The sequence below is a fragment of the Christiangramia crocea genome (assembly GCF_022410465.1).
GTDB lineage: Bacteria > Bacteroidota > Bacteroidia > Flavobacteriales > Flavobacteriaceae > Christiangramia > Christiangramia crocea.
In genome coordinates this window covers 687,015-709,883 of record NZ_JAJSON010000025.1, presented here as the reverse complement: position 1 = coordinate 709,883, position 22,869 = coordinate 687,015, and the positions used below count along the sequence as shown (strand labels likewise).

Annotated in this window: 13 protein-coding genes; 11 read left to right on the top strand and 2 right to left on the bottom strand. The window is 38.2% G+C overall.

Annotated features, from left to right (window positions below):
• Nucleotides 1-1,245 (top strand): tagaturonate epimerase family protein, encoded by a 1,245-nt coding sequence (locus LU635_RS14575; RefSeq protein ID WP_240100224.1) that lies wholly within the window; start codon nucleotides 1-3, stop codon nucleotides 1,243-1,245.
• 11 nt (nucleotides 1,246-1,256) lie between these two features.
• Nucleotides 1,257-2,270 (top strand): class 1 fructose-bisphosphatase, encoded by a 1,014-nt coding sequence (gene fbp, locus LU635_RS14570; RefSeq protein ID WP_240100223.1) that lies wholly within the window; start codon nucleotides 1,257-1,259, stop codon nucleotides 2,268-2,270.
• Here the strand turns inward: fbp and LU635_RS14565 are convergent.
• On the bottom strand, nucleotides 2,267-2,986 hold the full coding sequence (locus LU635_RS14565) for an NUDIX hydrolase (protein WP_240100222.1): 720 nt from the start codon (nucleotides 2,984-2,986) through the stop codon (nucleotides 2,267-2,269). The two genes, fbp and LU635_RS14565, sit on opposite strands and share 4 nt — an antisense overlap.
• Nucleotides 2,987-3,174: 188 nt before the next feature.
• Between LU635_RS14565 and LU635_RS14560 the strand changes: the two genes are divergently transcribed.
• The 9 genes from LU635_RS14560 (at nucleotide 3,175) to LU635_RS14520 (ending at nucleotide 22,017) form a co-directional block, all read left to right on the top strand.
• Nucleotides 3,175-4,668: a xylulokinase gene (locus LU635_RS14560; RefSeq protein WP_240100221.1), complete on the top strand. Its 1,494-nt coding sequence runs from the start codon at nucleotides 3,175-3,177 to the stop codon at nucleotides 4,666-4,668.
• Complete coding sequence (xylA, locus tag LU635_RS14555) at nucleotides 4,668-5,987, top strand: xylose isomerase (protein WP_240100220.1); 1,320 nt, start codon at nucleotides 4,668-4,670, stop codon at nucleotides 5,985-5,987. Before LU635_RS14560 ends, xylA begins: the two co-directional genes overlap by 1 nt.
• A gap of 42 nt (nucleotides 5,988-6,029) precedes the next feature.
• Nucleotides 6,030-8,435: a glycoside hydrolase family 31 protein gene (locus LU635_RS14550; protein WP_240100219.1), complete on the top strand. Its 2,406-nt coding sequence runs from the start codon at nucleotides 6,030-6,032 to the stop codon at nucleotides 8,433-8,435.
• Nucleotides 8,436-8,938: 503 nt separating this feature from the next.
• Nucleotides 8,939-11,098, top strand: coding sequence for a glycoside hydrolase family 43 protein (locus tag LU635_RS14545; RefSeq protein WP_423738497.1), 2,160 nt, complete (start codon nucleotides 8,939-8,941; stop codon nucleotides 11,096-11,098).
• 35 nt (nucleotides 11,099-11,133) lie between these two features.
• Nucleotides 11,134-12,180 carry a glycoside hydrolase family 43 protein gene (locus LU635_RS14540; RefSeq protein ID WP_240100218.1) on the top strand — a complete coding sequence of 349 codons (1,047 nt, stop codon included), beginning with the start codon at nucleotides 11,134-11,136 and terminating at the stop codon, nucleotides 12,178-12,180.
• Between the two features lie 658 nt (nucleotides 12,181-12,838).
• Entirely contained in the window at nucleotides 12,839-15,895 is a 3,057-nt protein-coding gene (locus LU635_RS14535) for a SusC/RagA family TonB-linked outer membrane protein (RefSeq protein ID WP_240100217.1), read from the top strand.
• A gap of 12 nt (nucleotides 15,896-15,907) precedes the next feature.
• Nucleotides 15,908-17,551 (top strand): RagB/SusD family nutrient uptake outer membrane protein, encoded by a 1,644-nt coding sequence (locus tag LU635_RS14530; protein ID WP_240100216.1) that lies wholly within the window; start codon nucleotides 15,908-15,910, stop codon nucleotides 17,549-17,551.
• Nucleotides 17,552-17,717: 166 nt separating this feature from the next.
• Nucleotides 17,718-21,137, top strand: coding sequence for a VCBS repeat-containing protein (locus LU635_RS14525; RefSeq protein ID WP_240100215.1), 3,420 nt, complete (start codon nucleotides 17,718-17,720; stop codon nucleotides 21,135-21,137).
• Between the two features lie 58 nt (nucleotides 21,138-21,195).
• Complete coding sequence (locus LU635_RS14520; RefSeq protein ID WP_240100214.1) at nucleotides 21,196-22,017, top strand: PKD domain-containing protein; 822 nt, start codon at nucleotides 21,196-21,198, stop codon at nucleotides 22,015-22,017.
• A gap of 44 nt (nucleotides 22,018-22,061) precedes the next feature.
• Here LU635_RS14520 and LU635_RS14515 read toward each other — a convergent pair whose 3' ends face one another.
• Nucleotides 22,062-22,856, bottom strand: a complete 795-nt coding sequence (locus LU635_RS14515) for a 3-keto-disaccharide hydrolase (protein WP_240100213.1) — start codon at nucleotides 22,854-22,856, stop codon at nucleotides 22,062-22,064.
• Between the last annotated feature and the right edge of the window lie 13 nt (nucleotides 22,857-22,869).

Genomic DNA, 22,869 nt, shown 5'->3' with positions numbered 1-22,869 from the left:
ATGAGAAAGTTGGGGAAGTATTCTTTTGGAGTTGGAGATCGTTTCGGTAAAGAAGCCATAGCACAGCTGAGGGCTATTTTACAGTTACGCACGGATGGGATAGAAGTAGTTCCAGTATGGAATAAATCTGACAGGGAACATAAGACTGTAGGGACTCAACCTGAGAGTTTACGGGAGGAGGCTGATACTGCAATAAAATCTCTTGGATATAAAGGAGATTATTTTGTGGATGCAGATCATATCAGTTTAGAAAACGTTGATCCATATCTCCCTGTAAGTGATTTTTTTACAATAGATGTAGCAAACTTTATAGGAAAAGAAACTTCCTTAGAAGAAAAGAAAAGCTTTATTTGGTTTTTCGATAAATATCGTGGAAAACTCAGGATTTCGGGAATTAGCGAAGAATTTGTGATTACTGAAGAAAACCTGGATGAAATGTGCGATATGTTTCTACTGGCGATGAAAAATGCCGGAATAGTATATGAGCATATAGCTTCTGAAAAGGATGGAGAGTTTTCTACGGAAGTTTCAATTGATGAGGTGGATAAACCACAGTCTCCTGTAGAGCTCTTTTTTATTCTCGCGGCATTGGCTTATTATAATGTGCCTGTAAATACAATTGCCCCTAAATTTACTGGTGAATTTAATAAGGGAGTCGATTATAATGGGGATCTTACTCAGTTTGAAAGGGAATTTGAGGAGGATCTTTTGGTACTCAAATATGCTGTTCAGGAATTCGATCTTCCGGAGAATCTTAAATTAAGTGTTCATAGCGGGAGTGATAAATTGTCCATTTACCCGGTAATTCAAAAGCTGATAAAAACGCATGACGCCGGCCTACATCTAAAAACTGCAGGTACAACATGGTTGGAGGAGTTAATAGGTATTTCGGAAAGTGGTGGGGAAGGATTTGTTTTTTCCAAAAATCTTTACGCTGAAGCCTTGGAACGTTTCGATGAGTTAACGGCAGATTATAAATCTGTCCTTGCTATTGATAAAAGGCAGTTGCCAGATCCTGAAGGATTTTCAAGTGGGAAGAGCTTTGCTGATACCTTGAGGCATGAACCTGATTCAAAGGAATACAATCCTCATTTCCGGCAGTTATTACATTGCGCTTATAAGATAGCCGCTGAAAATAGCGACTTTGACCTATTATTAATGAAGTATCGAGAAAAAATTGAGGAAAATGTAACTTATAATTTATATGAGAAGCATCTAAAGCCTCTCTTTCATCCTGTAACATAAAATAGACAAGCATGGAGAGACATATTACTTTAGGAGAATTTATCATTGAGAATCAAAAAGATTTTCCCTACGCCAAGGGAGATTTAAGTGCTTTGTTAAGTTCGATAAAACTAGCAGGGAAAATGGTTAATAAATCCATTAATAAAGCGGGATTAGCCCAGATTCTTGGAAAGGTAGGAAAAGAGAATATTCAGGGTGAAAGTCAGGCCAAGATGGATGTGATGGCCAACGATGTTTTTATAAGTACCCTTAGAAACCGGGGAGAAATATGTGGCTTAGCGTCTGAAGAGCTTGAAGATTATGTGGCTTTTGAAGATGACATTCACAAAGAGGCAAAATATATTGTATTAATGGATCCTTTGGATGGTTCATCAAATATTGACGTAGATATTACCATAGGCACCATTTTCAGTATTTATCATAGAATTTCCCCTATCGGAACCAGGGTTACAAAAGAGGATTTTTTACAACCTGGCAAAAACCAGGTAGCAGCAGGCTACTTAATTTATGGAACTTCCACTATTCTGGTCTACACCACCGGAAATGGTGTGAATGGTTTTACATTTGATCCCGGAATAGGTTCTTTTTTCTTATCTCATCCGAACATGAAATTTCCTAAAGAAGGATCTATTTATTCGGTTAATGAAGGTAATTATATTCATTTCCCTAAAGGAATTAAAAAGCTGATCAAGTGGATGCAGGAACTTGATAAGGATAGCAACCGGCCTTATACAGCCAGGTATACCGGTTCGCTGGTGGCCGATTTTCACAGAAATATGCTTATGGGTGGGCTTTATTTGTATCCACAAGGGAGTACAGCTCCAAAAGGTAAGTTGAGATTGCTTTATGAGTGTAATCCTATGGCTTTTTTAACGGAACAGGCAGGAGGAAAGGCCAGTGATGGGAAAGGAAGGATATTAGATATTATACCAAAAGAACTTCATGAAAGGGTGCCTTTTATTTGTGGAAATTCTGAAATGGTTGTTAATGCCGAAAAGTTTATCAGAGAAAATAAAGAAGATTAAAATTCAAAATTAAATCCTTTTTCTGTAAGCTTCCGATAGATTTCATCATCAAAACTATAAAGCTTTGCGGCACGGTGTGCAACATCTTTTTCCTTTTCATTTAAATTGGTAAGGAGTTTCATTTTCAAAATTTTACGTCTGAAATTAGGCTTATCGAGTTTAATATCAAGGATCTCCTCATAAAGTTGCTGTAGCTGTAGTAAAGTAAATTTTTCAGGAAGCAGGTTGAAACCAATGGGGGCCTGTCTCACTCGTCTACGTAACCTTTGAAGGCTGAAATCCAGGATCTTACTATGGTCATAGATCAGATCTGGAACTTCTTTAATTTTATACCATTCAGCTTCTGAGGCGGTAAAACCTGGTTCAACAATGTATTCATCTTTTTTGATAAGAGCATTGTAGCCTATAGTGATTACTCGTCCCAAAGGGAAACGATCGGGATTACCGAAAGCTTTTAACTGTTCCAGATAAATGTTATTTAGTCCTGTAAGTTCTTTAAGCAGGCGGTGGGCCGCATCATCAATACTTTCCTTTTCGCTGATCCATCCTCCGGGTAAGGCCCATTCGCCTTCCTTAATTCCGCTCGCATGTTTTACCAGTAAAATTTCAAGCACCCCATCCTGGAATCCGAAGATCACACAATCTATGGTCACTGAAGGAACTACTGAGAATTCAGTTTCTGTGCCTGTAGCCTGTTCAATTAGTTTTTTTTTCATTTTGATCTCCAATCAGTTTGTCGGGATTCTTGTGCAAATTCTCTATTAAATGAGAATATTTTGCTGATTATAATAGGCTGTCAATTGCAAAATTAAAAATTAACCTGTAAACTTGTAGTCAAATATACTATAAGTTCATTATACTGATTCTAAATCTTGTTATATTGCTCTATAGCTAAAATTCAATTATGTATTTTCTCGGGATAGATTTAGGTACTTCTTCAATAAAATTATCTGTTTTTGATGCAGAGGCTGGTAAGGAAGTTTGTGCTGTAGCTCTTCCGGAAAACGAAATGGAAATCAATGCTCCCAAATTTGGCTGGGCAGAACAGGATCCCAATTTATGGTGGAGCTACACCAAAGAAGGGTTGAAGAGGATTGCACAGGATCACGGTTTTGATCTTAAAAAGATCCAGGCTGTAGGCATCGCGTACCAGATGCACGCTTTGGTAATCACAGATGAGAAGCTAAATCCCTTAAGGCCTTCAATAATATGGTGCGATAGCCGTGCGGCTGAGATTGGAAATAAGTTTTACGAAAAGATCGGAGATAAAGAATGTAATAATTCAATTTTAGGCAGCCCGGGAAATTTTACGGCTTCCAAGCTGAAATGGGTAAAGGAAAATGAGACTGATATATATGAGAAAGCAGCTCACATTATGCTTCCCGGGGATTATATTGCGGCAAAGCTTTCAGGAAAAGCACAGATATCGAGGTCTGGGTTATCTGAAGGAACACTTTGGAATTTTAAAGAAGCCAAATTAGCTGAAGAAATCTTATCCAAAATGGGTCTTTCGGAAAAGTTAATTCCCGAGATCGTTCCAAATTTTGGAGAGCAGGCTAAGATAGATTCCAAAGTAGCCGAGGAAGTGGGGCTTTCAGAGGATGTTCAGATAACCTACCGGGCAGGTGATCAACCAAATAATGCATTTTCACTAAATGTACTTAAGCCTGATGAGATCGCCACTACAGCAGGGACTTCAGCTGTAGTTTATACAGTTAGTGACAAAGATTCTTACGATGAAAATAGCCGGATCAATACTTTTCTCCATGTGAACGATTCAGAACAGCAAAAGCGGAACGGAGTGATGCTATGTATCAACGGTTCGGGGATACTTTACCAGTGGATCAGGAAACTAGTTTCGATAGGAAATAAGGAATTGATAAGCTATGAAAATCTAAATTATACTGCGGCCAAAGCTCCTCCGGGATGTGAAGGGCTAAGGTTTTACCCATTTGGGAATGGAGTGGAACGAATTTTCAGAAATAAGAAGGTCAATTCGGGAATTGAGAATCTTAATTTCAATATTCACAAGCCTGAATATCTAATTCGTTCGGCATGCGAGGGGATCGTTTTTGCAATGAATTATGGCTTCGATATCATGAAATCTGTTGGAGCAGGAGGTGAGACTGTGAAGGCTGGTAAGGCAAACCTGTTTCTGAGTCCGGTGTTTCGAAGCATTTTCTGCAATACCACCAATACAAGCCTGGAGCTTTATAATACTTCGGGGGCTGAAGGAGCGGCACGCGGGGCAGCCCTGGGGTATGGATTCTATAAAAATGAAGATGAGGCCTTTTCCAATTTACGAATCCTGGAACGTCTGGATCCCGATCCTGAAATGGTAGAAACCTACCATCAAATTTATACCAACTGGAAACAACATATTAAAATTGAAGAATAATGAGTGCAAATAAGGAATATTTTAAGAGCATTAAGAAGATCCAATTCGAAGGGCGCGAAAGCAAGAATCCGTTTGCCTTTAAATGGTATGACGAAAACCGAAAGGTTGGTGATAAAACTTTGAAGGAACATCTTCGATTTGCAACGGCCTACTGGCATACCTTTAACAATACAGGAGCCGATCCTTTTGGGCCAGGAACCGAAACTTTTGAATGGGACAAAAACTCAGATCCGGTACAACGAGGGAAAGACAAAATGGATGCCGCTTTCGAATTCATGTCTAAACTGGGAACGCCCTATTACTGTTTTCATGATGTGGATTTGGTGGATGAAGCTCCAACGCTTGTTGAATTTGAAAAAAGAATTCAAACTTTAGCCGAGTACGCGAAACAAAAACAGGAGGAAAACGGAATAAAACTACTTTGGGGAACGTCCAATCTTTTCAGCAACAAAAGATATATGAACGGTGCGGCTACAAATCCGAATTTCGATGTGCTTGCCTATGCCGGTGGTCAGGCTAAAATTGCAATTGATGCGACCATGACTCTGGATGGTGAAAATTATGTTTTCTGGGGTGGCCGCGAAGGCTATATGAGTTTGTTGAATACCGATATGAAACGTGAGCAGGAACATCTTGCCAGGTTTTTGCATACCTGTAAGGATTATGCACGAAAAAATGGATTTAAAGGTACCTTCTTCATTGAACCAAAGCCAATGGAACCTATGAAGCATCAGTATGATTTCGATGCTGCAACGTCTCTGGGATTTATAAATAAATATGGATTACAGGATGATTTTAAACTGAATATCGAAGTAAATCACGCTACACTTGCCGGGCATACCTTTCAGCATGAACTTCAGGTGGCAGCAGATGCCGGAATGCTTGGCAGTATAGATGCCAACCGTGGAGATTATCAGAATGGATGGGATACCGATCAATTTCCGATCGATCTCTATGACGTAACACAATCCATGCTTGTATTCCTGGAGTCTGGCGGATTAAAAGGCGGAGGAATCAATTTTGATGCTAAAGTTCGAAGAAATTCGACCGACCTTGAAGATAAATTTGTCGCTCATATTTCAGGGATGGACATTTTTGCACGCGGACTTATTTGTGCTCATGAGATCCTTGAAAACAGCGATTATAAGAAGCTGCGTAAAAAACGTTATTCTTCATTTGATGATGGGGATGGCGCAAAATTCGAAAAAGGAGAACTTTCTCTGGAGAGCCTAAGCAAAATTGCAAGAAAGAACGGAGAGCCACAACAAATTAGTGGAAAACAGGAGGTATTTGAACAGATAATCTCCAATTCATTTTAGAAAAAAATTCCCAATTATTCGCATATTAATAAACTTCAAATTATGCATTTAAAGACACTTTTATCTTTATTTCTGATTTCATTTAGTACTATTCAAGCCCAGAAATCTTACACGAAAACCGAATACGGTCTAAAAGCGGTAATAGATTCACTTGTAATTGAATTACAATTTTATTCCTCAAAAAATGTCCGAATTGTAAAGTCTAAAAAAGGATTTGATTTTGAGAAAAATAGCCTTTCTGTTATTGCAGAACTTAAACAAATTGATTTTGAAATATCAGATCACATTAACCAGACAGTTACTCTTTCTTCAGATGATTTAAAAGTATCTCTTGATTTGGTTACCGGGGTTATAACATTTCAAGATTCAAACGGAACTTCTCTTTTAAAAGAAAAAAGTGATGGTACACATCTCATTCCTAAAATGGATTTAAATGAATATTCATTTCGCGTAAAGCAAGAATTTCAACTTGATAAGGATGAGTTTATATTCGGTTTGGGACAATTTCAAAAAGGTAAAATGTCTCAACGTAATCAAGAACTGTTCATGAGACAGGATAATAAAGAAACGGCAGTTCCTATAATACAGTCTAATAAAGGATATGGAGTTTTTTGGGATAATTATTCACCAACAACCTTTTATGATAATCCTGAACTGACTTACTTCGATTCACAATTAGGGGATGTAATTGATTATTACTTTATATATGGTAAGAATGCTGATGGGGTAGTGAAAGGGATTAGGGAACTAACAGGACAGGCTCCTATGTTTCCTTATTGGACTTTTGGTTACTGGCAAAGTAAGGAACGTTATGTGAGTCAGGAAGAAACCATTGGAGTTGTGAAGAAATACAGGGATTTGAAAATTCCCCTGGATGGAATCATTCAGGATTGGCAATATTGGGGGGATAATTATCATTGGAACGCTATGAATTTTGGAAATTCTAATTTTTCCGATCCTGATGACTTTGTAGAACAGATTCATGATCTTAATGCTCATATTATTATCTCGGTTTGGGCATCCTTTGGGCCTGAAACTAAGCAGTATGAGGTTTTAAATAAAAAGGATATGCTCCTGGATTTTACTACCTATCCTCAAAGAGCTGTTAATACCTGGCCAGCCAAACCTGAAGATCCTCTTTCAGGAGTTAAGGTATATGATGCATACAATCCAAAGGCTCGAGAAATTTACTGGGATTTTTTAAATAAAGGTATTTTTTCCAAAGGCTTTGATGGCTGGTGGCTGGATTCAACTGAACCAGATCATTTGGAAATTAAGGAAGAGGATTTCGAAAATGAAACATATCTAGGATCGTTTAGAAAGGTACGAAACGCTTTTCCTTTAATGACAGTGGGAGGAGTTTACAAAAATCAAAGAGAAACAACATCGGATAAAAGAGTATTTATTCTAACTCGATCAGCTTTTGCGGGGCAGCAGCGTTATGCAGCTAATTCCTGGTCGGGTGATGTAGTTTCAAATTGGGATAATTTAAGTAACCAAATTTCTGCCGGTTTGAATTTTGTAGCTACAGGAATTCCTTACTGGAATAGTGATATAGGTGGCTTTTTTGCCTGGGAATATCCTGAAGGAATTAAAAACCCTTCTTTTCAGGAATTATATGTAAGATGGTTGCAATATGGTACATTTACTCCTATGATGCGTTCCCACGGAACTAATACTCCAAGGGAAATATATCAATTGGGAAAACGTGGTGATTGGAATTTTGATGCCGTAGAAAAATTTATAAATCTACGTTACCGACTCCTTCCTTACCTCTATTCTGAATCTTGGCAAGTGACTTCAAATGCATCAACTCTGATGAGACCTTTGTTCATGGACTTTTCTGAAGACCTTGAAGCCCTCGATCTAAATGACGAATATATGTTTGGAAAATCTATACTTGTAGCGCCGGTAACAGAATCTTTTTACACAGAAGGAAAAAATGATTCCGTTGCAAAATTTGACAAAACCGGAAGCCGTAAAGTGTACTTACCTACTTCCACTGACTGGTTTGATTTCTGGACTGGTGAGAAATTTACCGGCGGTCAGGAAATTGAGAAAGAAGTTCCCATAGACATAATGCCGATTTATGTCAAAGCCGGTTCAATACTGCCCCTGGGGCCTAAGGTACAATACGCAAATGAAAAATTAGGTCCAATAGAAATTCGTATTTATCCAGGTGCAGACGCTCAATTTACATATTATGATGATGAGCGGGACAATTATAATTATGAAAATGGATCCTACGCTACAATCGAGTTTAAATGGGATGATTCAAAGAATAAACTCACTATTGGCAAACGCAAAGGAGACTTTAAAGGATTACCTGAAAATATTGAATTCAACATTTTAAAAGTAAAAGATAAGAATAGTTCAGGTATTTTTCCTTCTGCTACCAAAACTAACTTACTTTATACCGGAAAATCGAAAACACTACACATTAAATAAAAGAGTGAGTATATAAGTATAACCTCTAAAACTAATCTAGAAGGGAGAACTTTCCCTGCAGAAATCTATGTGATATAGCCAGAAAGCACGAAGAGCCAAAGTAAATTAATGGAAAACAGGAATTGTTCGTGCTGATGACTTCGATTACAAGAATGATAAGTAAATATTAGCGATTGCTATATTTAGTATACTTCCCTTTAATAAACTTATTGCGCAGAATAGCTCTGATATTGAGCAAAAAATGGCAAAAGAGGCAAGAAAAATAATTTCTGAACTGAGCCTTCAGGAAAAGGTGGATTAGTTGATTAATGCTGGACCTGGGTTAATCCTACACAATTGCTTTCCTCTGTGGAGTATGCATCGAAAGAAATCTCTAAAATTCATTGGAACTAGTTTTTTTCATTTTATAGCTTTCAATTAATTAAATTCTAAATCTATTTAAGTGTTTTTAATACATTTAAATAATAATTGTTACATTGCTAAAAAAATATTATAAATCAATAATGATGAGAAGAACCTTTTATTCTAGCTTAGTATTTCTGGGTTTATTTTTCTTTCTTACGGTATTCATTTCCTGTTCTGGGGCAAAACCTGAAAGAGAATATACCAGTTATTTATTCGCATATTTTACCGGGAATGGGCCAGGCGAGGAGTCTGTACATTATGCAATTAGCAATGATGGCTATAATTTCTATGCGCTGAATAATAATAATCCCGTTTTGAATTCAGATGATATAAGTAATTCCGGCGGAGTTCGGGATCCGCATATTCTCCGTGGAGAAGATGGGAATTTTTATATGGTTTTAACCGATCTATATGTGCCAGAGATGGGCTGGAATAATACAGCGATGGTCCTGCTTAAATCAAAAGATCTGGTAGAGTGGGAGTCAACTGTAATTGATATCCCTGAAACCTTTTCAGATGAGTTTTCTGACGTGAACCGGGTTTGGGCTCCTCAAACCTTTTATGATGAAGAAAAAGGTAAAAATATGGTTTACTTTTCAATGCTACAGCCTGGGGGTTATGACAAAATATATTACGTCTATACTAATGAGGATTTTACCGCTTTTGAAGGAAAGCCAGAGCAATTGTTTTATAATCCTAATGAAATGGCTTCCATAGATGGGGATATTGTTAAGAAAGATGGAAAATATCATTTGTTCTATAAAACAGAAGGTGAAAGTGATAAAGGTATCAAAGTAGCGGTTTCTGACAGCCTTACCGGAGGATACGAACCACTTCCTGGTAATGTTGATCAGACAGATAAGGCCGTGGAAGGTTCTGGAGTATTCAAACTTATAGATTCAGATAAGTATATCCTTATGTACGATGTTTATGCCGATGGTGAATATCAGTTTACAGAAACTTCAGATCTTAAGAACTTCAAGGTAGTTGATGAGCAGATCTCCATGAACTTTCATCCAAGACACGGATCGATTATTCCTATTACTGCCGAAGAAACCGAAAGACTTTTGAAAGAGTTCCCTTCAGATAACATTCCGGGAATTTCTAGGGTTACAGCAGTAAATGTAAAAGAGAACAATGTGGTGATCTCTGCCGATTCGATTTTTATTCCGGTAAAATCTGGAACCGATTTATCTAATTTTGAACCTGATTTTCAACTAATTCAGGCGGAAGAAATTCGGCCAAATGGTCCTCATAACTTTGAGAATGGTCCGGTTGAATACACTTTAAGATCTGGTGAGCAAACCAAAAACTATACTGTCATTGCTGCAATTAATAATAATCCGGTGGTAGAAGGTTATTGGGCAGATCCTGAAATCCTTTATTCCAATAAAACAAATAAATACTATTTGTATCCCACCAGCGATGGGTTTACCGGCTGGTCTGGTACTTACTTCAGGACTTTTTCATCAGAAGATCTTGTAAACTGGAAAAAAGAGGATACTATACTAAATTTGAAAACAGATGTTTCCTGGGCCGATAGGAATGCCTGGGCTCCAGCCATGGCCGAAAAGAAAATTGACGGAGAATACAAATACTTCTACTATTTCACCGCGGCTCAGAAGATCGGGGTAGCTGTATCAGATAATCCAACGGGACTTTTTACAGACATTGGGAGACCTCTTATCGATTTTAAACCTGAAGGAGTACGTGGTGGTCAGGAAATAGACCCTGATGTTTTCACCGATCCTAAGACCGGCAAGAGTTATCTGTACTGGGGGAATGGATATATGGCCGTTGCAGAGCTCAATCCTGAGATGACAAGTATTAAAAAAGGAACAATAAAAGTACTTACACCTGATGAAACTTTTAGAGAAGGTGCTGAGGTGTTTTTTAGAAATGGTAGATACTATTTTTTATGGTCTGAAGATGATACACGAAGCCCCAATTATCGTGTAAGATATGCGACTTCCGATTCTCCACTTGGACCTCTTGAAATACCTGAAAATAACCTTGTGATCAAAAGGGATGATAAAAAACAGATCTATGGTACCGGGCATAACTCTGTAATCAATAAACCAGGAACTGATGAGTGGTATATTGTTTATCACAGATTCACCAGGCCGGAAGGTATAGAGATGGGGCGCGCAGCAGGCTTCCACCGGGAAGTTGCTATTGATAAATTGGAATTCAGTGAAGATGGAAGCATTATCGAGGTAGAACCGACTCTGGAAGGAATTCAACCGCTACAAAAATAGTTTTACACTATTAAAGATCTGGAATTTAAAAGAAAATGATGAAATTAAAGTTTTTTAAATACGCTCTGTTCTTGTTCCTAATTGTAAGCACTGGATGTACTCAGGAAACAAAAGAGATTCAGTTTGACAATCCGTTAGCTTCGCAACGGGCCGATCCCTTTGTAGCCAAAGCAGAAGATGGAACCTATTATTTTATCGCGACCGTTCCGGAATACGATCGCATAGAAATTCGTAAATCAAAAACTATAAACGGCATAAAGGATGCTGAGCCGGTGGTAATCTGGAGAAAACATGATAAAGGTCCAATGGGCAATCATATCTGGGCTCCCGAACTACATCGAATTGATGGTAAATGGTATGTGTATTTCGCGGCAGGTTCGGCAGAGGAAAAATGGAAGATCAGAATGTATGCTTTATCCAATGATTCTGAAGATCCTACCACGGGAGAATGGAAAGAGGAAGGGCAGATCGTAGCTAAGCGCGATGATTTTTCCCTTGATGCAACGACCTTTGAACATAATGGTCAGCGATATATGATCTGGACAGACAGGGCATCTGACACAATTGTGAACACCGGACTTTATATTGCCGAAATGACCAGCCCTACAACTCTCGCTGAAAAGCAGGTGGTGATCTCTGAACCAACTCATGAATGGGAAATTCAGGGGCACAGGGTAAATGAAGGACCTGCAGTACTGGTTCGTAACGGAAAAGTATTTGTAACATTCTCGGCCAGCGCTACCGATGCCAATTATGCCATAGGTTTACTATGGGCTGAAGAGGACGCAGACCTTATTAATCCTAAAGCATGGCATAAATTGCCCGAACCTGTATTTTACAGTAATCCGGAACTGGATCGTTTTGGACCGGGGCACAACAGCTTTACAAAAGCTGGAGATGGCGAGACCGATGTGATGATATACCATGCACGTAATTATAAAGAGATTGACGGGGAACCTTTATATGATCCAAACCGAAACACAAGGGCGCGGGTTCTAAGATGGACCGAAGACGGGATGCCTTTCTTCGGACAGGAGTTGAGTGATAATGAAATAACTTCTATGAATTTGAAAAAGGAATAGAACTGCATGAATTTTAAGATAAAACTTACTGATTATATCTCTTTTATTTTAAAAAAAATTCATAATGAAATCAGATAAATCTTATAGTCTGCCATTATTATCATTTCTTCTTCTTTTGGTTTCCTCTTTCCAAAAAGCAAGATTTATTGCCAAAACATAAAATTAAGATATAATATACTGATAAGGACTACTGAAATACGGGGCAAAATTGAAAGGGGAGGAGGATGGTAAGTTCTGCTTTTCTTCGGCCCAGAAAAAAATTAAAGCTGGAATAATCAGGCCAGAAAGGAATATTATTTCAATTTATTTTGTTGTTAGTACAATAATTTAAGGTAGAGAGTCCTTCCTGTGTTAAGATTTTTAATGAATATTTTTAAAAATATGATAATTATTTCCCTATTTCTAACTGGTTTCTTGATTTTATGATAAGGATGTTGTGGTTTTAACTAAAAAACTTTATAAGTTATTATATTCGTTAAAAACCCTCTCTTTCTATTTAAGAAATTTTTATACATTTGACGATTAAATGTTATAAAGACATTTATTATTGTCGAAGTATCCTGAAAAAATAATAAACTTCAGGGGGTTTTAACAAAAGAGAATTATAACTCTCTATAACTTGTTCTGAGAATATTAACTAGCTTAAATAATTGATTGTATGAGAAAAATTACTAAATTAAATGTTAAAATGGCGGCGAGGTGGCTTTTTATACTCTGCTTTTCGTTTGTGTCGGCAAATGTTTTCGGCAATACCGATAATCTTAATGAAACTGCTATTCAGCAGGAAGTTACAGGGAATGTAGTTGCTGCAAAAGATAACATGCCTCTTGCGGGTGTGACCGTAATGGTAAAAGGGACCCAGCAGGGTACCGTAACTGATTTTGACGGTAATTATGAAATAACAGTTAATCCAGATGCTACTCTGGTATTCTCATTTGTAGGTTTTGCAACAAAAGAAATTGCTGTAAATGGGCAAAGCGTTATAGATGTTGGGTTGGATGAAGACCTTGGCCAATTGGATGAAGTTGTTGTTGTTGGATACGGGGAGCAGAAGCGAAGTAATGTTCCAGGAGCTGTTTCTGAAATTGATACTGAACAATTAGAGGCTAACCCTGCACCTAACATGACCAGTGCATTAGTAGGTCAGACTGCCGGTATTATCGCCACCCAGCGTTCTGGTTCTCCTGGTGATGATTTTTCTAATATATACGTTCGTGGTATAGGAACCACGGGTGATGCTAGTCCTATTTTTGTAATTGATGGCATTGTAAGGGGGTATCGTGATTTTGAACAGTTAAATGCGAATGAAATTGAATCTTTCTCAGTCCTTAAGGATGCGGCTAGTGCCGCAGTATTTGGTGTAAGAGGAGGTAACGGGGTTATTCTTGTAACTACTAAAAGAGGTGATGCGGGAAAAATGCAGATTAACCTAACCACTAATTTAGGTGTTCAGGAAAGAACTAATGAGCCAACTTACCTGAATTCGTATCAATATGCACAACTGTATAATGAAGCCCTGGTGAATCAGGGCGATGATCCTATCTACACACAGGAAGATCTAGAAAAATATCGCACGGGTTCAAATCCGGATACGCATCCAGACGTGAACTGGATGGACGTTTTGAAAAATACTGCTATAATGAAAGAATATGGACTTTCCGCCAGCGGAGGTTCCGAAAAGGTGCGATATGCTACATCTTTAAGCTTTTTAGATCAGGATGGTATAGTACCTTCAAATAATTTCAAAAGATATAATTTCCGTTCAAATATTGATGCAAATGTTACGGAAACAACCAGGTTGGCGTTTGACCTTTCTGGTCGTGACGACAGAACCAATAATGTGGCGGCACCTGAACTTTTCCGATGGTTGGCGAGTATAAGGCCTAATGAACAACCTGTAAAATGGTCAAACGGAACCTATTCTGGTGGACCGGCATACCTTGCTCTACCTGAAAATGGTTATAGAAATAGGGCTATTATGGCTTTTAAAAGTCGGATTCAAATTCTTCAGGAGTTACCTGTTGATGGTCTTACAGCAAAAGCTATTGCCTCCTATGATAAAACTTTCAGAGATCAGAAGAATTTCTTATTTCCTCAAATACCGAATTATCAGAGAAACAGCGATGGGACATTTACACAGGCTCCCAGAGGAAAAACTGAATTGTATCAGGATCATAATGATTACCAGTCCATAACCTTAGAGACACACTTAAATTATGAGCAGGAATTTGGAAAATCTGATGTATCAGCTTTATTACTTTATACTCAGACGGAAGAGAAATGGAAGTTCATGTCTGCATACAGAGATCAGTTCACTTTAGCTATTGATGAACTTGACTTTGGAGGTGCCGCTAACCGTACTAACAGAGGTTATTCCGGAAGAAGCGCCAGGAGAGGGGTTGTAGGAAGGTTAAATTATACCTTTGATGATAAGTATATTCTGGAAGGAAGTTTTCGTGCAGATGCCTCAGAGCAGTTTGCGCCAGGAAATAGATGGGGGTTTTTTCCTTCTGGTTCGTTAGGTTATTTAATTTCTCGTGAACCTTTTCTGGAAGATTCAGAAAGTATCGATTTTCTAAAACTTAGAGGTTCATATGGTGTACTAGGGAATGACCGTATCGGAGGTGCCCGATTCCTTTATCTGCAATCTTTTAACCAGTCAGGTAATGCCGTATTTGGTAATGGGGATGTGCAGCCTGCAATCGTAGAAGGTGATTTAGCCAATCCTGATGTGACCTGGGAAACGGTAAAAAAATTCAACGTAGGTGTGGATGCAACCTTCTGGGATGAAAAGCTTTCCGTAACTTTTGATTATTTTTATGATAAGCGGACCGATATTTTGGGAAGACGGAATTTAACAGTACCTAGTTTGTTAGGTGTAGGACTTCCAGTAGAGAATCTTTCCAGAATAGATAATAAAGGTTTTGAGGCTGTGCTTGGACACCGGAACTCTATAGGCGAGGATTTTACTTACTCGATGAGTGCTAACTTTACTTATGCGAGAAACGAGATCGTCTTTATAGATGAGCCTGAAACATCTAACCCAAGGATCAGGCAAACGGGGCGTCCGCTTTACGGGCAGTATGGTTATAAAGCATTGGGTCTTTTTCAAACTCAGGAAGAGATAGATAATGCTGCAGAACAAGTAGGTGATATTGCTCCGGGAGATATACGATATGCTGATTTAAATGATGATGGAGTGATTGATGATCTAGACAGAACGTTTATTGGAACTTCAAATACTCCTGAAATAATTTTCGGATTAAATGGAAATGTAGGTTATAAAAACTTTCAAATTACATACCTTTTTCAGGGAGCCACTAATGTAAATCAGTATTATTCGGGAGAGGCCTACTGGCCGTTCTTTCTTGGTACCAGTGCCGCTTTTGAGCATAACCTGGATCGATGGACTCCCAATAACAGGGACGCTAGCGAACCACGTGTATTAATTGATGCAAATAATAACCATGCAGGTTCATCATTTTGGTTAAGAGATGCATCTTATGTACGTCTTAAAAACCTGGAGTTAGCTTATAATATTCCTGTAGATAGTTTTAATAACAACTTTATTAAAGGCGCCAGGATTTACGTAAGTGGTAATAATATATACACCTGGACCGATATTGAAGGTTACGACCCTGAGAATGGTAATGGAAGAGGATGGGGATATCCTCAATTGAGATTATGGAATGTTGGACTAAACATTAATTTTTAAAAAACTTAAGTAATGAATATAAATACTAAAAGATTAAGTCAGGTATTTGGAGTATTATTAAGTCTTATTACATTACTTGGCTGTGAAAAGGACTTTTTGGATCAGGTTCCAAAAGATTCACTTACTGAAGAAACGGTATGGACAGATCCACAGGGAGCGGTTCAGTTTGTGAACGCTATTTATGGTGAAATGCCATCTGGTTTTGACCGTTGGTATGACGGCTGGGCCAAAGGGCTTTATTTACTTGATGGTGCATCAGATGATGGAGATGTATCGATGGGGTGGACTCACTCAACTTTACTTCAAAATGCAGAATTCCTACCTACCTATGTGCCATGGGGTAATATGTGGGGTAATTATTATAACCTTATCAGAAAGGCCAATGTAGCTCTTGAAAACCTGGACCGTTTGGAAGATGAAGAGCTTAGAACCCGATTAAAAGGAGAGGTTTACTTCCTTAGAGGTTTTATGTATCATAAATTGTTAAGACTATTCGGGTATAGATCTGAAGGGGGAGAACCTACAGGTGTTCCACTGATAACTGGAAGCTTAAGTATAGAAGATAATCTGCAAATTCCAAGAGCTTCTTATAATGAAGTTGTAGATTTTATAATAAGTGATCTTGATAGAGCAGCCGAAATACTTCCGGAAAAGGGAGGAATTGCAGCAGGAAGAGCTACTTCAGGAGCCGCAAAGGCGTACAAAGGAAGGGTCCTGTTATATGCAGAAAAATGGCAGCAATCTGCGAATGCTTCAATGGAAGTAATGGATGGTACTTATTCTTTATTTCCTGACTATAAAACACTTTTCTTAACCAAGAATAATGAAGAGATAATTTTTGCTAAAAAATTCCTTTATCCGGATAAGCACCACCAGACTAATGCCGGCGGTACTCAGAATGCAGGTTGGGATGTATATAATTCTCCGGCATCTTATCGTGGGGTAAGCGATGGTGGATGGGGTGGAAATATACCTACTCAGAATTTTGTAGATTCTTATGATATGGTAGATGGATTACCCCAGGATGAATCTCCACTATATGACCCGGAAAGTCCATGGGATAATCTTGATCCCAGATTCGAAATGACAGTGGTACATAATGGAGCCAACTTCCGCGGACGCGAAGTGGAATTATTTGAAGGAGGTAGAGATGATTTATTTATGCACACTGGATATTTCCTTCGTAAATTTCATAATGAAGACCTGGTTATTTATTCCCAGTCCAGTGATCAGGATTGGATCTTTATGAGATATGCTGAGGTTTTACTTAATTATGCTGAAGCTCAGAATGAAGCTTCGGGTCCTGATGCTACTGTTTATGCTGCAATTAATGAAATAAGGAATAGAGCTGATATGCCCGATCTTCCTCAGGGTCTTTCTCAGGACGAAATGCGGGCTGAAATTAGAAACGAAAGAAGGATAGAGCTTGCTTTTGAAGAACACAGATATTTTGATATCCGAAGATGGCGTATTGCACCAGATCTGTTGAATGGTCCGGTACAAGGTATGCGAATTATCAAGAATGATGATGGGTCATTTGATTACGAAATCTTTGATGTTGAAGAACGAAGTTTTCCGGAGAAGATGTACGTTTTGCCAATCCCGCAGGATGAGATTGATAAGAACCCTGAGGCCAAACAAATTCTTGGCTGGTAATGCTTAGAATACCATTGATTTAATTTAAAAAGGGTTGCATTGATGTCTGAATAATAAGACGGAAAGCAGCCCTTTTATCAAAGATCTATAGTTCGCTGGGCGCTAGGTTTGTTTTCTGATATCTGATAAATTGTCTTCCAGGTTGTATAAATCTAAATATTCGAATATGATTTCATTTAAAAAGATTCTTCAGGTTGTTTTTATTGCCTGTTACCTCCTTTTGGTTGGATGTGGCAGTGATGAAAATAATGAGAGAGAGCTAACCGAGAAAGAAAATGAGAATACTGTGTTTGAATCTTTATCATCTTCAGAAACAGGCCTTGATTTTGTTAATGAAATTATTGAAACAGAAGAATTGAATGTTATGCAGTATGAATACATGTATAACGGTGGGGGTGTGGCTATAGGAGATTTTAATGGAGATGATTTACCAGATCTGTATTTAACTGCTAATACCGGAGAGAATAAACTTTATCTTAATCAGGGCAATTTCAAATTCAAAGATATTACCGATTTATCTGGTACTAAAGGAAAACAGGCATGGACTACCGGGACGAGTATTGTAGACATAAATGCGGATGGTTTGCTGGATATCTATGTTTGTTATTCCGGTCTGGGCACTCATGAAGATAGGGCAAACCAGCTGTTTATTAATAAGGGTGTCAATAAAGATGGGATCCCGGAATTTGAAAATAAAGCCCAAGATTTTGGACTGGACGCTGAAGGCAGCTATAGTACACAGGCCGTGTTCTTCGATTATGATCTGGACAATGACCTGGATATGTTCCTTTTGAACCATTCAAAAGAATATTATTCACCATTTTATAATAGTACTAAACTTCGCAATTCCAGGCATCCTTATTTCGGTAATTCTCTATATCGCAATGATAATGGAGTCTTTAAGAATGTAAGCGAAGAAGCTGGTATTCACGGCAGTGGATTGAATTTTGGTCTGGGAGTCGCCATAAGTGATATTAATAATGATAACTGGCCGGACATTTATGTATCTAATGATTATGTTGAGCAGGATTTTTTATACCTGAATAATGCCGATGGTACTTTTACAGATGTATCCAAAGATTCCTTTGGACATATTTCTCAGTTCTCTATGGGTAATGATGCCGCCGATCTCAATAATGACGGCCAGGTGGATCTTATTACTCTTGATATGCTTCCTGAAGATAATTACAGGCAAAAACTATTAAAAGGACCCGATGAATTTGACAGGTATCAACTTGCAATAGATAGCGGATACCATAAGCAGCAAATGCGAAATATGTTTCAGCTTAACAGGGGGATGGATAAAAATGGGACACCTAGATTCAGTGAAATAGGTCAGCTGGCGGGAATATCAACTACCGACTGGAGCTGGGCTCCTCTTATTGCAGACTTTAATAATGATGGTTTAAAAGATCTGTTTGTAACCAATGGTTATTTGAGGGATTTTACGAACAAAGACTTCATGAAGTTCGAAGTGAATGAAGCAGTGGCCAAGGTTAGAAAAGAAGGGGAACAGCTTTTTGGAGAACGTGGAAAGCAGAAATATTCCGGAGTTATATATGAGCTGGTCAAAGAGATGCCCGCTACCAAGGTTTCTAATTATATGTTTGAGAATCGTAATGGCGTAAACTTCGAAAACGTAACAAAGGAGTGGGGGCTTTCTCAACCAACTGTATCTACCGGAGCTGCCTACGGAGATCTTGATAATGATGGCGACCTTGACCTTGTGGTATCCAATACCAATGAGCCTGTAGGTATTTACAGAAATAATATTCAGAGGGAATCAAATAACTTTCTTAAGATAAAACTTAAAGGCAAGGAGAATAATACTCTCGCTCTTGGTTCTAAGGTCTGGGTGAGTTCAGATTCTATTATTCAGTTTGCAGAGAATTATAATGTTCGTGGATACCAGTCTTCTGTAGAGCCTGTATTGTTTTTTGGTTTAGGTACTTCTAAAAGTGTAAATGTTAAGATTCAATGGCCTAATGGAGATATTTCTAACGTGGAAAATGTAAAACCAAATCAATTGCTTCAAATTGATGAAACTAAAGCTACGCCAAATGGATCTGAAAATGATATAATTTCTCAACACCTTTTTGAAGAAGTAGAAAACTCGGGAATTAACTTCAGACATAAAGAGAATCAATACATAGATTTTAAGGTAAACCGGCTTGCATTAAAACAAAGCTCGATGTCCGGTCCAAAAATGTCTGTAGCTGATGTTAATAATGATGGACTTGAGGATATATTCATAGGTGGTGCATTTGGTCAACCTGATGCGTTATTTATTACCAATAGCAGGGGTGACTTTGTATTAAGTAACGAAGAATTTTGGTCAGCCACTGATGTTTACGAAAGTACTGGATCCACCTTCTTTGATGCTGATGGAGATGGCGATATGGATTTGTATGTTGTGCATGGGGGAAGCCAGGCAAATGGTGATCCTGCTGTTTTAATGGATGCACTTTATATAAATGACGGAGAAGGGAATTTTGAAAATGTTGAAGAGGGTGTCTTGCCAAAAGCTTTCTCCAACGGAAGCATTGTTGTAGCTGGAGATTATGATAAGGATGGGGACGAAGATCTTTTTGTTGGAGGTGGAAGTGATCCCGGGACTTACCCCGACTCTTCCCTGGGAGGTGTCTTAAGAAATGATGTGGATAAAAACTCTGGCAAGGTCAAATTTTCTATTGTTACAAGGGAGATAAATCCAGAGCTTAGGCAGCCAGGGGTGGTTACTGATGCCACCTGGACAGACCTTAATAATGATGGATGGTTAGATCTGGTGTTAGTGGGAGAGTGGATGCCAATAAAAATATTCATTAACGAGAATGGTAAATTAAAAGAAAGGACTAAAGAATTTGGCCTTGATGGAAGTAATGGCTTATGGCAAAATATCGAAAAGGCTGATATGGATGGAGATGGGGATATAGATCTTATCGTGGGTAATATGGGCTCAAATTTACCATTCAATGTTTCACAAAATGAACCGCTAGAGGCCTATATAGGTGATTTTAGAGGTGATGGAGTGCTATCTCCCGTTATTAGCTGTTATATCCAGGAAAAGCGTTATCCCATTGCAACATTAGACGAATTGCAGGATGCGTTTCCATTGATAAAAAAGAAGTTCCTTAAGTATGAGCCTTATGCAAAAGCTCAATTGAAAGATGTTTTCTCTTCCGAACTCCTAAAGGAAGCAAAACATTTAAGTGTTTACCAGCTTAAAAGTGTCTATTTAGAGAATAAGGGTAAACATTTTGAAATACATGAATTGCCTATTGAAGCCCAGTTTTCTGCAATCCAGGGAATCACTATATACGATTTTAATGAAGATAATATTCCCGATATACTATTAACTGGAAATTATTATCCCTTTAAGGTTGAATATGGTCCTAGTGATGCTAGTAAAGGACTTTTACTAGAAGGCATAGGTAATGGGCAGTTTAAAACCGTTAGTATTGATGAAATGGGAGTATGGATAGAAGGGGACGTAAGAGATGCTAAATTACTCAATGGCAAGAGGGAAAAACTAATTGCCATCTCCAAGAATAATGATAGCATACAATTGATTAAAATAAAAAGATAATAACCATAATGGAAATTATAGAAGTGGTGAATTTTCAACTAATTAAAACTAAATAGAAATGAAAAATTTTAAATTCAAAAGGATGTGTCTTTGGACACTTACAATTTTTATTGGGCTTGTTACTTCCTGTTCTGATGATGATGTGGATTATCCTCCATTTAGTCCTACCTTATCTATTTCATCTGAGGTTGATGCAAACGAACCTTTAACAGTTCATTTCACAAGTAAAACTACAAATGCAGAGTCTTATATGTGGGATTTTGGAGATGGAAATACATCAACGGAAGCTAATCCCAGTCATACTTATGCAGATTATGGAGAATATGAGGTGAGTGTAGTAGTTAATGGAGTAGAAGGATCTGTCCCTGCAGAACAAAATAAAACGGTTGTTTTGGAAGAAGCTTATGATTCTGGATTGATAGATATGGAAGGATGGATTGTTCAGGAGGCTACTCCTGGGGTTACTGTCACTGTAGATGCGAATTCAATTAATTTTCAGGGGCCTGGTGGCTGGACAGGTTCTCACATTTTTCAGGAGATCACAGTGGAACCGGGTACTTATAAATTTAGAGGAAACTTAACTGTAAATTCTGTGGTTGATGAAACCTGGGCTGAGCTTATTTTTAGCGATATTGAGCCCCAGGAAGGGGAGGACTATGTGCCGAGTGTTGATTATCAGGTTATCTACAGTACCTGGAATGGAAGTCCTACCAGTACAGGAACCTATAGTTTTTCTGAATATAACTCCGGAGGTGTTTACCCAGATGATGGTCTTTACACCTTTGATACTGCTCAAAGTTTTTATATAGTGATAAAGAGTGGCTCCAATCAGCCTTATGATCTAACTTTTACAGATCTTTCTTTCATAAAGGTTGAGTAGAAAAATAAACTGTTAAGATATTTTCAATCAAAAAGCTGGATTTTTTAATCCAGCTTTTTGATTTTTATATCCTTAAATTCAACTCCCTGGCCTTCGGCCTGTAGCCCTATATAACCTTCAGTTAAAGGCTTGCCATCAATTTTTATCCCAGGATCATAGCCATTTGCGACTCCGCCACCAATTTGGGGTTTAGTATACTCGAGCACCTTCTTTCCGTTTATTTTATGAATTACCAGAGAATCGCTATAAACGATCAATTCTGCATCAATCCATTGGTCCCACTCGTAAGTGTTGGAAGTTGAATTGATGCAATGCCGGGGATCCATTTCTCCCTCATAATAAACCTCCGTACCGGGAGAGCACATATTACCGGTTGGGCGGGTTTCACCTTCACTTTCACGGGCAAGCATCTGAAACTCTACCGAAATTGGCCAGTCCTGTTCCTTTAAGATAGTTTCAGGAGCCTGTGAATGAAACATCACTCCACTATTACGATAGGTATAAGAAGGCGCATCCTCCATCCATTGATCGCTAAAACGATATCTAAATTTCAAATGAAAAGAAGAAAAGGGCTCTTTGTAAAATAAATGACCATAGCGTTCATCAAAGTCTTCATAGTTGTCATAATTTACCTGAATAGTTCCGTTCTCAACCCTGAAGGTATTGGCATAATTATCACCTGTTTCGTGATGATGTATTTTTACAATCCAGTTCTCCAGGTCTTTACCATTAAAAAGATTTATCCATTCGTTCTGCTCTTTTTCTTTTGCGGAAAATTCACAGGAGCATAGAGCTAAACTTAGAATAAACAAAAGGATATAGATCTTTGGATTTCTCATAGTTATTATAGGG